This is a genomic window from Streptomyces sp. NPDC028711, assembly GCF_055565415.1.
In genome coordinates, this window is the sequence record NZ_JBVHUJ010000004.1 from 302,682 (window position 1) to 315,213 (window position 12,532).

The following is a 12,532-nucleotide window of genomic DNA, read 5'->3' on the forward strand; positions in this document are numbered from 1 at the left end:
CGACGGGTGACCGCCCGCTCGGACACTGACATCGGTACCTCATACGGCCGGTGCAGATCACAAGGAGAAACACCATGCCGCGTCCCGCGAAGGGTGCCCGCCTCGGCGGTTCCGCCGCGCACGAGAAGCTGCTCCTCGCCAACCTGGCGAAGTCGCTCTTCGAGCACGGCCGCATCACCACGACCGAGGCCAAGGCCCGTCGCCTGCGTCCGGTCGCCGAGCGTCTGATCACCAAGGCGAAGAAGGGCGACATCCACAACCGTCGCCTCGTGCTGCAGTCGATCACCGACAAGGGCATCGTCCACACGCTCTTCACCGAGATCGCGCCGCGCTACTCCGAGCGCCCGGGTGGCTACACCCGTATCACCAAGATCGGCAACCGTCGTGGCGACAACGCCCCGATGGCCGTGATCGAGCTGGTCGAGGGCGAGATCGCCAAGAAGGCGACCGTCGCCGAGGCCGAGGCCGCCACCGTGCGCGCCGTCAAGGAGGCCGACGAGGCCGCCACGACCGAGGCCGCCGAGGAGTCGAAGGACGCGTAAGCGTTCTCGCCGACTTTTCGTGTGCGGGCCCGTACCCCTCTCCGGGGTGCGGGCCCGTTGCGTGTTTTTGATGGTTCGAGAGGATGATTCCGCGTGAGCGATGACGTGCAGGACGGGTTCGTACGGGTACGCCTTGACCTTTCGTACGACGGCAGGGACTTCTCCGGCTGGGCCAGGCAGAAGCAGGGACAGCGGACCGTGCAGGGGGACATCGAGGCGGCCCTGCGGACCGTGACCAGGTCCCAGGAGACGTACGAGCTGACCGTGGCGGGCCGGACCGACTCCGGGGTGCACGCGCGCGGCCAGGTCGCCCATGTCGACCTGCCCGTCGAGCTGTGGGCCGAGCACCGCGACAAGCTGCTGCGGCGGCTCGCGGGGCGCCTCTCCCACGACGTACGGGTGTGGAGGGTGGAGGAGGCCCCCGCGGGCTTCAACGCCCGCTTCTCGGCGATCTGGCGCCGGTACGCCTACCGCGTCACCGACAACCCCGGCGGCGTCGACCCGCTGCTGCGCGGGCACGTCCTGTGGCACGACTGGCCCCTCGACATGGACGCCATGAACGAGGCCGCCGCCGCGCTCGTCGGCGAGCACGACTTCGCCGCGTACTGCAAGAGGCGCGAAGGCGCGACGACCATCCGCACCCTTCAGGAGCTGCGCTGGGAGCGGCGCCCCGGCGGTGTGATGGAAGCCACCGTGAAGGCCGACGCCTTCTGCCACAACATGGTCCGCTCGCTGGTCGGCGCCCTGCTGTTCGTCGGCGACGGACACCGCCCGGTGGACTGGCCGGGCAAGGTGCTCGCGGCCGGCGTCCGGGACTCGGCCGTGCACGTCGTACGGCCGCACGGCCTCACCCTCGAAGAGGTCGGCTACCCGGCCGACGAGCTCCTGGCCGCCCGCAATCTGGAGGCCAGGAACAAGCGGTCACTCCCCGGGAGCGTTGGCTGCTGCTGAGGCCTGGGCCTTGCCCCGGGCGTAGATCTGGTTGAAGGCGAAGGTGCCGAGGTCGTCGCTGGCCCGGAAGACCGGCTTGTCGGCGGTGGTGACCTTCTTGCCGTCGGTGAAGCCGGCCTGGGTGAAGTACGCGTAGCGGCCGATCGCGTTCGAGCGGCGCAGGCAGACGGTGGCGCGGCAGAACTCCTTCACGCCCGCGCCGGCCAGCGGGGCGATGCCGCCGGTGGCCTGGTTCTTCGCCTTGAGGGCCGCCGCCTCGGACGGGAAGACCGCCACGCCGACGGTGATCGCCACGCCGTCCTTCACGTACGTGGCGCGGAGCACCCGCTGGCAGCCGTTCTTCTTCAGGACGCCCCCGAGGCCGCCCTGGGTGACGGCCGCGCAGTTCGTGGTCGAGGAGGTCGCGCCCTTCTTGTACGCGCGCTTGTCCATGGTCAGCTTCTTGCCCGGGAAGAGGCCCTCGGCGCTGAGCGGGGCCTTGTCCTTCTTCGGGTCCGAGATGTAGTCCTTCGGGTTCGGCGGGGGCGGGGGCGCCACCGAGGAGAAGGTCGGCTCGGGGGTGGGGGAGTCCGTGGGGGAGGCCGTGGCGGTCGGCACCCCGCCGTTCTTGGCCTCGTCGTTCTTCTTGCCGGTGGCCACCACGGCGGTCGCCACGATCGCGCCGACGGCCAGCGCGGCCACGACCCCGCCGCCGATCATCAGCCAGCGCCTGCGCCGGCTACGGGAGGCCGAGGCCTCGGCCAGGGCGCCCCAGTCCGGGGTCGAGCCGCCGCCCTGGGCGCCCGGGAAGGGGTCCGGCTGTCCGCCGTACCCCTGCTGACCCTGGGGCTGTCCGCCGTACCCCTGCTGTCCCTGCGGCTGCTGCCCGTACCCCTGCTGTCCCTGCTGCTGCGGCTCGTGCGGCCACTGCGGTCCCCCAAAGCTCATGCCGCGCATCCTAAACCGGTTGGGCCGGGCCGACGCGGGCGGCGACAATGCACCTCATGGGACATGTCGAGGCCGCGCATCTTGAGTACTACCTTCCCGACGGGAGGGTCCTGCTCGGGGACGCCTCCTTCCGGGTGGGGGAGGGTGCCGTCGTCGCCCTCGTCGGGGCCAACGGCGCCGGCAAGACCACACTGCTCCGGCTGATCGCCGGAGAGCTCCAGCCGCACGGCGGCTCCGTCACCGTCAGCGGCGGACTCGGCGTGATGCCGCAGTTCGTCGGCTCCGTACGCGACGAGTCCACCGTCCGTGACCTGCTCGTCTCGGTGGCCCAGCCCCGGATCCGGGAGGCCGCGAAGGCCGTCGACGCGGCCGAGCACCTGATCATGACCGTCGACGACGAGGCCGCGCAGATGGCCTACGCGCAGGCGCTCAGCGACTGGGCCGAGGTGCAGGGGTACGAGGCCGAGACCGTCTGGGACATCTGCACGATGGCCGCGCTCGGCGTCCCGTACGAGAAGGCGCAGTTCCGGCAGGTCAGGACGCTCTCCGGCGGTGAGCAGAAGCGGCTGGTCCTGGAGTCGCTGCTGCGCGGCCCCGACGAGGTGCTGCTCCTCGACGAGCCGGACAACTATCTCGACGTCCCCGGCAAGCGGTGGCTGGAGGAGCGGCTGCGGGAGACCCGTAAGACCGTGCTCTTCATCTCGCACGACCGTGAGCTGCTGTCCCGGGGCGCGCAGAAGATCGTCGCGGTCGAGCCCGGTCCGGCCGGCTCGGACGTGTGGGTGCACGGTGGCGGCTTCGACACCTTCCACGAGGCGCGGCGGGAGCGGTTCGCCCGCTTCGAGGAGCTGAAGCGGCGCTGGGAGGAGAAGCACGCCCAGCTGAAGAAGCTCGTCGTCAACCTGCGGCAGGCGGCGTCCGTCAGCCACGACATGGCCTCCCGGTACGCGGCGGCGCAGACCAGGCTGCGGAAGTTCGAGGAGGCGGGGCCGCCGCCGGAGCCGCCGCGCGAGCAGGACATCCGGATGCGGCTGCGCGGCGGGCGGACCGGCGTGCGGGCCGTGACCTGCGAGAACCTTGAGCTGACCGGTCTGATGAAGCCGTTCTCGCTGGAGATCTTCTACGGGGAGCGGGTCGCCGTCCTTGGCTCGAACGGGTCGGGCAAGTCACACTTCCTGCGGCTCCTCGCGGGCGACACGTCGGTCGCCCACACGGGGACGTGGAAGCTGGGCGCGCGGGTCGTGCCCGGGCACTTCGCGCAGACCCACGCCCATCCGGAGCTGACCGGGCGGCCGCTCGTCGACATCCTGTGGACGGAGCACGCCAAGGACCGGGGCGGGGCGATGTCGGTGCTGCGGCGGTACGAGCTGGAGCGGCAGGGGGACCAGCCGTTCGACAAGCTGTCGGGCGGACAGCAGGCGCGGTTCCAGATCCTGCTCCTTGAACTGGCCGGCACGACGGCGCTGCTCCTTGACGAGCCCACGGACAACCTGGACCTGGAGTCGGCGGAGGCCCTCCAGGACGGCCTTGAGGCGTACGACGGGACGGTGATGGCCGTCACGCACGACCGGTGGTTCGCGAAGAGCTTCGACCGGTTCCTGGTGTTCGGGTCGGACGGGGTCGTACGGGAGACGACGGAGCCCGTGTGGGACGAGCGCCGGGTCGAGCGGGCGCGGTGACCTTGGGCGGTCGGCAGGTTTCGACCCCGGGCCGGCCACGTCCGGCGGACGGAGTCCGGCGCAGCCGGGCGAAGCCGGGGAGGCCCCTCGGGGCCGAACCGTGCGAGCGCGGCGTGGGGGATAGGTCGAGCGGCGGGTCGAGCGGGCGCGGTGACCTTGGGGGCCGGGCCCTGGTGTCTCGCGGCGTTTTGACCCGTGGGGGTGGCGCGGGTACTGTTGCGGTTTGTTATGCGTATTGGCTTCGTCGTTATCACGCGAAGGGCCCTTACGCAGGTTCCCTGGAGCAGTTACCAGTGGCTCGCATACGGGCAGTGATCCCGGCAGTGCAGGCCCCAGCTGCATGATCGCTTCAGGTGTGTCTGGACTCCATCCACTGAAGAAGCGAAGGCTACGAAGTGCGTACGTACAGCCCCAAGCCCGGCGATGTCACTCGCCAGTGGCACATCATCGACGCGCAGGACATTGTCCTGGGTCGTCTCGCGACCACGGCTGCGAACCTCCTGCGAGGCAAGCACAAGCCCGTGTACGCGCCCCACATGGACATGGGCGACTTCGTCATCATCATCAATGCTGACAAGGTCCACCTGTCCGGCAACAAGAAGACCCAGAAGCTGGCTTACCGCCACTCCGGCTTCCCGGGTGGTCTGCGCTCCGTCCGTTACGACGAGCTGCTCGCCAAGAACCCCGAGAAGGCCGTCGAGAAGGCCATCAAGGGCATGATCCCCAAGAACACCCTGGGCCGTCAGATGCTCTCGAAGCTGAAGGTCTACGCGGGCGAGAACCACCCGCACGCTGCTCAGCAGCCGGTCCCGTTCGAGATCACCCAGGTCGCGCAGTAGTTCCGGCCACACCCCCTAAGAACGAAAGAAATCTGAGGAGAATCGTGGCCGAGACCACCCCCGAGACCCCCGTCGACGAGTTCGAGGGCGTTGAGGAATACACCACCGAGACCGAGCTCGTCGAGGGTGAGTACACCTCCGAGTCGCTCGCGGGCCGCTTCGGCGACCCGCAGCCGGCCGCCGGCCTGGGCCGTCGCAAGAACGCCATCGCCCGCGTCCGGATCGTTCCGGGCACCGGCAAGTGGAAGATCAACGGTCGCACCCTTGAGGACTACTTCCCCAACAAGGTGCACCAGCAGGAAGTCAACGAGCCCTTCAAGGTGCTCGAGCTCGACAACCGCTACGACGTCATCGCCCGCATCGCGGGTGGCGGTGTCTCCGGCCAGGCCGGCGCCCTGCGCCTCGGTGTGGCCCGTGCGCTGAACGAGGCGGACGTCGAGAACAACCGCCCGGCGCTGAAGAAGGCCGGCTTCCTCTCCCGTGACGACCGCGCGGTCGAGCGGAAGAAGGCCGGTCTCAAGAAGGCCCGTAAGGCTCCGCAGTACAGCAAGCGTTAATCGCCTGCTCGGTCTGCTTTCGTACGCCCCGGCGGCACTGCCCGTGCCGTCGGGGCGTACGTTTTTTCATAACCTTTTCGACCTGGCACTTTCGCCTTTCATCTTTGATCTTTGATCAGTTCTTTCATCGGCTTGGGCACGTATTTCGGAGGACAGCTGTGGGACGACTCTTCGGCACGGACGGCGTACGCGGTGTGGCCAACGCGGACCTGACGGCGGAGCTGGCGCTCGGCCTGTCGGTCGCGGCGGCGCACGTGCTCGCCGAGGCGGGCACCTTCGAGGGCCATCGGCCGGTCGCCGTGGTCGGACGTGACCCCCGGGCGTCCGGAGAGTTCCTGGAGGCGGCCGTCGTGGCGGGGCTCGCCAGCGCCGGGGTCGACGTGCTGCGCGTCGGCGTCCTGCCCACCCCGGCCGTGGCCCACCTCACCGGCGTCCTCGGCGCCGACCTCGGCGTCATGCTCTCCGCGAGCCACAACGCCATGCCCGACAACGGCATCAAGTTCTTCGCGCGCGGCGGCCACAAGCTCGCCGACGAGCTCGAGGACAAGATCGAGGCCGTCTACGAGGAGCACCGCACCGGCGCCCCCTGGGAGCGCCCGACCGGTGCCGGCGTCGGCCGCGTCCGTGACTACGAGGAGGGCTTCGACACGTACGTCGCCCACCTCATCGCCGTCCTCCCCAACCGTCTCGACGGCCTGAAGGTCGTCCTCGACGAGGCCCACGGCGCCGCCGCCCGCGTCTCGCCCGAGGCCTTCTCCCGGGCCGGCGCCGAGGTCATCACCATCGGTGCCGAGCCCGACGGCCTCAACATCAACGACGGCTGCGGCTCCACCCACCTGGAGCTGCTCCGGGCCGCCGTCGTCCAGCACGGCGCCGACCTGGGCATCGCGCACGACGGCGACGCCGACCGCTGCCTCGCCGTGGACGCCGCGGGCAACGAGGTCGACGGCGACCAGATCCTCGCCGTGCTCGCCCTCGCCATGCGCGAGGCCGGGACGCTGCGCGGGGACACCGTCGTCGCGACCGTCATGTCCAACCTGGGCTTCAAGCTCGCCATGGAGCGCGAGGGCCTGAGCCTCGTCCAGACGGCGGTCGGCGACCGCTACGTCCTGGAGGCCATGAAGGAGCACGGCTACGCGCTCGGCGGCGAGCAGTCCGGGCACGTCATCGTCCTCGACCACGCCACCACAGGCGACGGCACCCTCACCGGCCTCATGCTGGCCGCCCGGCTCGCCGCGACCGGCAAGTCGCTCGCTGACCTGGCCGGGGTGATGGAGCGGCTCCCGCAGATCCTCATCAACGTGAAGGACGTCGACAAGTCGCGCGTCACCACCTCCGCCGACTTGGCCGCCGCCGTCGTCGAGGCGGAGCGCGAGCTCGGCTCCACCGGCCGTGTGCTGCTCCGCTCCTCCGGCACCGAGCCGCTGGTCCGCGTGATGGTCGAGGCCGCGGACATCGAGCAGGCGCGCGCGGTGGCGCAGCGGCTGGCGGACGTCGTGAAGTCCGCGCTGGGCTAGGCTTTCTGAGGCATCGTCATGCAAGAAGGGCCCTCACCGGATCGGTGGGGGCCCTTCGCCGTGCGGGGCCGCGTCGTGCGGCTCTCAGGGTTTCTTCGTGCGGAGCCATTGGCCGCGCTGGGTGCGCCACAGCAGTTTCTGGCTGTACAGCGTCAGCACCCCGGCCAGCATGATCCCGAAGAGGTTGAGCAGCAGCTGTTCGATCGAGCCCCACATCTGGCCCAGCTCGCCATAGCTGAGCGCCACCGCCGCGTTCGCCCCCGCCGGGACCGTCGTCACCGAGATCGCCACGCCCACGAGCGCACCCGACTTGGCGGAGGTCAGCGAGAGCATGCCGGCCGCGCCCGCGAGCAGCGCCACGACGAACGAGAACGGGTCCGGCTGCCAGATGAACGAGGTGTTGGGGCGGTCCGCGTCCAGCCGCTCCCTGCTGAACAGGTCCAGCGCGTCCATCCCCAGACTGAACACCGTCGTCGCCGCGATCGCCGCGGCGAAGCCGACGAGCAGCGCGATCAGCGACCGCGCCGCCAGCCTCGGGGCCCGCTGCACCACCGCCGTACAGGCCCCGGCGACCGGACCGAACTCGGGGCCGACCGCCATCGCGCCCACGATCAGGATCGCGTTGTCCAGGACGACACCGCAGGCCGCGATCATCGTCGCCAGGATCATGAACGCGCTGTACGTGATCGACAGCGACGACTCCTCGTGCGTCGCCCCCGTCAGCTGCTCCCAGATCACCGCGTCCGCGGGCTCGCCGGGAGCCTCGTCCTCGGCCGCCTCCGCCCGCTTGGAGAGGGAGAGGCCGATGTCGTCGACGGCGATCGACCCGTCCTGATCGATCCCCAGTTCGCACAGTCTTCTGAGGAGTTCGTCGCCGGCCTCCCGGGCCACGTCGCACATCACGACGTCTCCCTCGGGGTCCCGGGCCGCGCCCTGAAGCACCACCAGGTGCGTGGTGCCGACCGTCGACTCGATGAGTTCGACCGTGGTCGGGGTGCGTTCGGGCGGGACGATCATCCGGAGGTGCAGCATCCTCAGAGCTTACGGAGGCTCAGCCTCTGCACCTTGTGGTCGGGGCCCTTGCGGACGACCAGGGTCGCGCGGCCGCGTGTCGGGGCCACGTTCTCCAGGAGGTTCACCTTGTTGATGGTCCGCCACATCGTGCGGGCGTAGTCGAGGGCCTCCTCCTCGGAGACCTGCGTGTAGCGCTGGAAGTACGAGGAGGGGTTCTGGAACGCGGTGTCGCGCAGCTTGCGGAAGCGGTTGAGGTACCAGCGCTCGATGTCCTCGGGGCGCGCGTCCACGTACACCGAGAAGTCGAAGTAGTCGGCCAGACCGACCCTGGTCCGGCCGTCCTTGCCGGGCAGGGCCGGCTGGAGGACGTTCAGGCCCTCCACGATGAGGATGTCCGGGCGGCGGACGACCAGCCGTTCGCCGGGCACGCGGTCGTAGATCAGGTGCGAGTAGACCGGGGCCGTGACCTCCTCCTTGCCCGCCTTGATGTCCGCGACGAACCGGGTCAGGGCCCGGCGGTCGTACGACTCCGGGAAACCCTTACGGGACATGAGCCCGCGCGCCTTCAGCTCCTCCATCGGATAGAGGAAGGCGTCCGTGGTCACCAGCTCCACGCGCGGGTGCTCCGGCCAGCGGGCGAGGAGCGCCTGGAGGAGACGGGAGACGGTCGACTTGCCGACGGCGACCGAACCGGCGACCCCTATCACGAAGGGGGTGCCGCGCTGCTCCGCACTCTCGCCGAGGAAGGTGTTGAGGGCGCCGCGCAGACCGCTGGTGGCCTGCACGTACAGGTTGAGCAGCCGGGAGAGGGGGAGGTAGATGTCCCGCACCTCGTCGAGGTCGATGACGTCCCCGAGCCCGCGGAGCCGCTCGACCTCGTCGGCGGTGAGCGGCAGCGGCGTCTTCTCGCGCAGGTCGCTCCACTCGGCCCGGGTGAGGTCGACGTACGGGGTCGCCTCTGAGGGGCGGCGGGGCCCGGAGCCGTTACGGGGACCGTCGCCCTTGGCAGGGCCGTTCCCGTCGGGGCTTCGTGGCGGCGAAGTGATCACCCCGCCATTGTCGGGGGTCGGGCGGCTCCGTGGGTCGTGGGGTGGGTCACGCGACAAAAGCCGTTGTCCGAGCCGTCCTCTAGGGTGATCATGCTGATGCCGCGTGGGCTCCTGTACTTCACGCGGGGGGAGCCGCCGTCGGCGGCACGAAGAGAGAACAGAGAGCCACCACCCATGCGTACGCCCCTCAGGACCGCCTCCGTCGCCGTCACCGCCGTCTCCCTCGCCCTGCTCGTCACCGCCTGCGGCGGCGGGAAGAAGAGCGACGACCAGGGCAAGGGCGCCGCGCCCAGCGCCTCCGCCACGACCAGCGCGCCCCCGGCCAAGGCGCTGTCCGCCGCCGAGCTCGAGAAGCTGATCGTCGAGCAGGCCGACCTGCCCGGCCACCAGGTGAAGAAGGCCACGGCCGCGGACATCGTCCCGTCCTCCGCGGTCGCCGCCGACAAGCCGTCCTGCAAGCCCCTCGCGGACGCCATGTCGTACATCGCGACCGGAGACCCGGGCGCCTCCGCGACGCGCAAGACCGTCGAGATGCCGAAGACCGACGGCGCGACGGGGTCGCCCGAGGACGTGCTGAAGGCGCTCAGCGCACCGGTGACGGGCGTGACCCTCGGCTCGTACGACGGGCAGGGCGCCCAGGAGGCCTTCGCCTCGCTGAAGAAGGCCGGTACGGAGTGCGCGGGCGGCTTCACGCTGATCGCCGGCGGCGAGAAGACGAAGATCCTGAAGGTGGCGCCCGAGACGGTGTCCGCCGGCGACGAGGCGCTCGCCTGGACCGTGACCACCGACGTCGACGGGAAGCCGTTCGTCACCAAGCTGGTCGCCTTCCGCGAGGGCGGCACGCTGGCCTCGTTCTCCACCCTCAGCTTCGGCGGCCCGGTCAAGGCGCTGCCGACGGCCGTCATCGGCGCGCAGGACAAGAAGCTGGGCTGACGAGGGGCGGGCGGGGCTCTCGGGTCCCGCTCGGTCGGCGCGTACGTGTTGGGCCGTCGCGTTCCGGCTCGGCCGACTCGTACTCGCTGGGCCCACGGGTCCCGGCTCGGCCGACTCGTACCCTCTGAACCCCGTCGACTCCGGTCTCCGGAGCTTCTTCCGCCCTAGGCTTCCCACATGTGTGGAATCGTGGGATACGTCGGCGGGCAGTCGGCGCTTGATGTGGTGGTCGCGGGTCTCAAGAGGCTCGAATACCGGGGCTACGACTCGGCCGGTGTCGCGGTGCTCTCCGACGGAGGGCTCGCCGCGGCCAAGAAGGCGGGCAAGCTCGTCAACCTGGAGAAGGAGCTCGTGGACCGGCCCCTCGCCGGCGGGTCCGTGGGCATCGGACACACCCGCTGGGCCACCCACGGCGGGCCGACCGACGCCAACGCGCACCCCCACCTCGACAACGCGGGGCGCGTCGCCGTCGTCCACAACGGCATCATCGAGAACTTCGCCGCCCTGCGCGAGGAGCTCACCGAACGCGGCCACGACCTCGTCTCCGAGACGGACACCGAGGTCGTCGCCCACCTCCTCGCCGAGGAGTTCTCCTCCGCCTGCGACCTCGCGGAGGCCATGCGGCTCGTGTGCCGTCGGCTCGACGGGGCGTTCACCCTGGTCGCCGTGCACGCCGACCAGCCGGACGTCGTCGTCGGCGCCCGCCGGAACTCGCCGCTCGTCGTCGGCGTCGGCGAGGGCGAGAACTTCCTCGCCTCCGACGTCTCCGCCTTCATCGCCCACACCCGCTCGGCCATCGAACTCGGCCAGGACCAGGTCGTCGAGCTGACCAGGGACGGCGTCACCGTCACCGACTTCGACGGGGCCCCCGCCGACGTACGGGCCTACCACGTGGACTGGGACGCCTCCGCCGCCGAGAAGGGCGGCTACGACTACTTCATGCTCAAGGAGATCGCCGAGCAGCCCAAGGCCGTCGCCGACACCCTCCTCGGCCGGATCGACGGCGCGGGCCGGCTCACCCTCGACGAGCTGCGCATCCCGGCCCACGTCCTCCGCGAGGCCGACAAGGTCGTCATCATCGCCTGCGGCACCGCCTTCCACGCCGGTCTCATCGCCAAGTACGCCCTCGAGCACTGGACCCGGATCCCCTGCGAGGTCGAGCTCGCCAGCGAGTTCCGCTACCGGGACCCGATCCTCGACCAGCGGACCCTCGTCATCGCGATCTCCCAGTCCGGCGAGACGATGGACACCCTCATGGCGCTCCGGCACGCCCGTGAGCAGGGCGCGAAGGTCCTCGCCGTCTGCAACACCAACGGCTCCACGATCCCCCGCGAGTCGGACGCCGTGCTGTACACGCACGCCGGGCCCGAGGTCGCCGTCGCCTCCACCAAGGCCTTCCTCACCCAGCTCGTCGCCTGCTACCTGCTCGCCCTCTACCTGGGGCAGGTCCGCGGCACCAAATGGGGCGACGAGATCCACGCCGTCGTCCGCGAACTCGCCCGGATCGGCGACGAGGTCGAGCGGGTCCTGGAGACCATGGAGCCGGTACGGGCCCTCGCCCGCTCCCTCGCCCACAAGAACACCGTCCTCTTCCTCGGCCGGCACGTGGGCTACCCCGTCGCCCTCGAAGGCGCCCTCAAGCTCAAGGAACTCGCCTACATGCACGCCGAGGGCTTCGCGGCGGGCGAACTCAAGCACGGGCCGATCGCGCTCATCGAGGAGGATGTGCCGGTCGTCGTCGTGGTGCCCTCGCCGAAGGGCCGGTCCGTCCTCCACGACAAGATCGTCTCCAACATCCAGGAGATCCGGGCGCGCGGGGCACGCACCATCGTGATCGCCGAGGAGGGCGACGAGGCCGTCGTCCCGTACGCCGACCACCTCGTCCGGATCCCGGCCACGCCTACGCTGCTCCAGCCGCTGGTCTCCACGGTGCCGCTCCAGGTCTTCGCCTGCGAGCTCGCCACCGCGCGGGGCAACGAGGTGGACCAGCCGCGCAACCTGGCCAAATCCGTGACCGTGGAGTGAGTGGGAAATGATCATTGGGGTGGGGATCGACGTGGCGGAGATCGACCGTTTCGCCGCGTCGATCGAGCGGACACCGGGGCTGCTCCAGCGCCTCTTCGTCGAGAGCGAGCTGCTGCTCCCCAGCGGCGACCGGCGCGGACCGGCCTCCCTCGCGGTGCGGTTCGCCGCGAAGGAGGCCCTCGCGAAGGCGCTCGGCGCGCCGGGCGGGCTGCACTGGACGGACGCGGAGGTGTACGTCGAGGGCACCGGGCAGCCCCGGCTGCGGGTGCGCGGGACGGTGGCGGCGCGGGCGGCGGAGCTGGGCGTGAAGCACTGGCACGTCTCGCTCAGCCATGACGCGGGGGTGGCTTCGGCGGTGGTGATCGCGGAGGGGTGAGGCCCTTCCTGTACGGAGCGGGGGCCCGGCCGTTTCCTGACGGCCGGGCCCCCGCTGTGTGGCGCGCGACCGCGGGGGCCGGAGCGGGTGTGAGTGCCGGGCGCGTCTCCGTCAACCCACCGC

Annotated in this window: 12 protein-coding genes; 9 read left to right on the plus strand and 3 right to left on the minus strand. The window is 70.6% G+C overall.

Annotation, left to right across the window (positions count from 1 at the left end):
• The first annotated feature begins 74 nt into the window (after positions 1-74).
• Both rplQ and truA read left to right on the plus strand, forming a co-directional pair.
• Positions 75-542, plus strand: a complete 468-nt coding sequence (rplQ, locus tag ACZ4VK_RS15935; RefSeq protein ID WP_468352555.1) for a 50S ribosomal protein L17 — start codon at positions 75-77, stop codon at positions 540-542.
• A gap of 93 nt (positions 543-635) precedes the next feature.
• The gene (truA, locus tag ACZ4VK_RS15940) at positions 636-1,493 is read left to right on the plus strand and encodes a tRNA pseudouridine(38-40) synthase TruA (protein WP_468352557.1); all 858 of its coding nucleotides are present in this window, start codon (positions 636-638) and stop codon (positions 1,491-1,493) included.
• Here the strand turns inward: truA and ACZ4VK_RS15945 are convergent.
• Positions 1,464-2,420: a hypothetical protein gene (locus ACZ4VK_RS15945; RefSeq protein ID WP_468352559.1), complete on the minus strand. Its 957-nt coding sequence runs from the start codon at positions 2,418-2,420 to the stop codon at positions 1,464-1,466. The two genes, truA and ACZ4VK_RS15945, sit on opposite strands and share 30 nt — an antisense overlap.
• A gap of 47 nt (positions 2,421-2,467) precedes the next feature.
• On the opposite strand from ACZ4VK_RS15945, the gene ACZ4VK_RS15950 reads away from it, so the two are divergent.
• From ACZ4VK_RS15950 to glmM, 4 genes are all read left to right on the plus strand, one after another.
• Positions 2,468-4,099: an ABC-F family ATP-binding cassette domain-containing protein gene (locus tag ACZ4VK_RS15950; RefSeq protein WP_468352561.1), complete on the plus strand. Its 1,632-nt coding sequence runs from the start codon at positions 2,468-2,470 to the stop codon at positions 4,097-4,099.
• A gap of 395 nt (positions 4,100-4,494) precedes the next feature.
• Positions 4,495-4,938, plus strand: coding sequence for a 50S ribosomal protein L13 (rplM, locus tag ACZ4VK_RS15955; RefSeq protein WP_148005774.1), 444 nt, complete (start codon positions 4,495-4,497; stop codon positions 4,936-4,938).
• Positions 4,939-4,982: 44 nt separating this feature from the next.
• Positions 4,983-5,495 (plus strand): 30S ribosomal protein S9, encoded by a 513-nt coding sequence (rpsI, locus tag ACZ4VK_RS15960; RefSeq protein ID WP_148005775.1) that lies wholly within the window; start codon positions 4,983-4,985, stop codon positions 5,493-5,495.
• Positions 5,496-5,653: 158 nt separating this feature from the next.
• Positions 5,654-7,012, plus strand: a complete 1,359-nt coding sequence (glmM, locus tag ACZ4VK_RS15965) for a phosphoglucosamine mutase (protein WP_468352564.1) — start codon at positions 5,654-5,656, stop codon at positions 7,010-7,012.
• A gap of 84 nt (positions 7,013-7,096) precedes the next feature.
• Here the strand turns inward: glmM and ACZ4VK_RS15970 are convergent, their stop codons facing one another.
• Both ACZ4VK_RS15970 and coaA read right to left on the minus strand, forming a co-directional pair.
• Entirely contained in the window at positions 7,097-8,044 is a 948-nt protein-coding gene (locus ACZ4VK_RS15970) for a DUF389 domain-containing protein (protein WP_468352566.1), read from the minus strand.
• 2 nt (positions 8,045-8,046) lie between these two features.
• Positions 8,047-9,075 carry a type I pantothenate kinase gene (coaA, locus tag ACZ4VK_RS15975; protein ID WP_468352568.1) on the minus strand — a complete coding sequence of 343 codons (1,029 nt, stop codon included), beginning with the start codon at positions 9,073-9,075 and terminating at the stop codon, positions 8,047-8,049.
• 174 nt (positions 9,076-9,249) lie between these two features.
• Between coaA and ACZ4VK_RS15980 the strand changes: the two genes are divergently transcribed.
• The 3 genes from ACZ4VK_RS15980 to ACZ4VK_RS15990 all read left to right on the plus strand — a co-directional run bounded on the left by ACZ4VK_RS15980 (position 9,250) and on the right by ACZ4VK_RS15990 (position 12,409).
• Positions 9,250-10,008 carry a hypothetical protein gene (locus ACZ4VK_RS15980; RefSeq protein ID WP_468352570.1) on the plus strand — a complete coding sequence of 253 codons (759 nt, stop codon included), beginning with the start codon at positions 9,250-9,252 and terminating at the stop codon, positions 10,006-10,008.
• A 177-nt stretch (positions 10,009-10,185) separates the two neighbouring features.
• Entirely contained in the window at positions 10,186-12,033 is a 1,848-nt protein-coding gene (gene glmS / locus ACZ4VK_RS15985; protein WP_468352572.1) for a glutamine--fructose-6-phosphate transaminase (isomerizing), read from the plus strand.
• Between the two features lie 7 nt (positions 12,034-12,040).
• Entirely contained in the window at positions 12,041-12,409 is a 369-nt protein-coding gene (locus ACZ4VK_RS15990) for a holo-ACP synthase (RefSeq protein ID WP_468352574.1), read from the plus strand.
• Positions 12,410-12,532 lie beyond the last annotated feature (123 nt).

Excerpts from the sequence above, each read along its gene's own strand:
- ACZ4VK_RS15945 (WP_468352559.1), bottom strand. The coding sequence starts at position 2,420 with ATGAGCTTTGGGGGACCGCAGTGGCCGCACGAGCCGCAGCAGCAGGGA.
- ACZ4VK_RS15980 (WP_468352570.1), top strand. The coding sequence starts at position 9,250 with ATGCGTACGCCCCTCAGGACCGCCTCCGTCGCCGTCACCGCCGTCTCC.
- ACZ4VK_RS15950 (WP_468352561.1), top strand. The coding sequence starts at position 2,468 with ATGCACCTCATGGGACATGTCGAGGCCGCGCATCTTGAGTACTACCTT.
- rplQ (WP_468352555.1), top strand. The coding sequence starts at position 75 with ATGCCGCGTCCCGCGAAGGGTGCCCGCCTCGGCGGTTCCGCCGCGCAC.
- ACZ4VK_RS15990 (WP_468352574.1), top strand. The coding sequence starts at position 12,041 with ATGATCATTGGGGTGGGGATCGACGTGGCGGAGATCGACCGTTTCGCC.
- ACZ4VK_RS15970 (WP_468352566.1), bottom strand. The coding sequence starts at position 8,044 with ATGCTGCACCTCCGGATGATCGTCCCGCCCGAACGCACCCCGACCACG.
- glmS (WP_468352572.1), top strand. The coding sequence starts at position 10,186 with ATGTGTGGAATCGTGGGATACGTCGGCGGGCAGTCGGCGCTTGATGTG.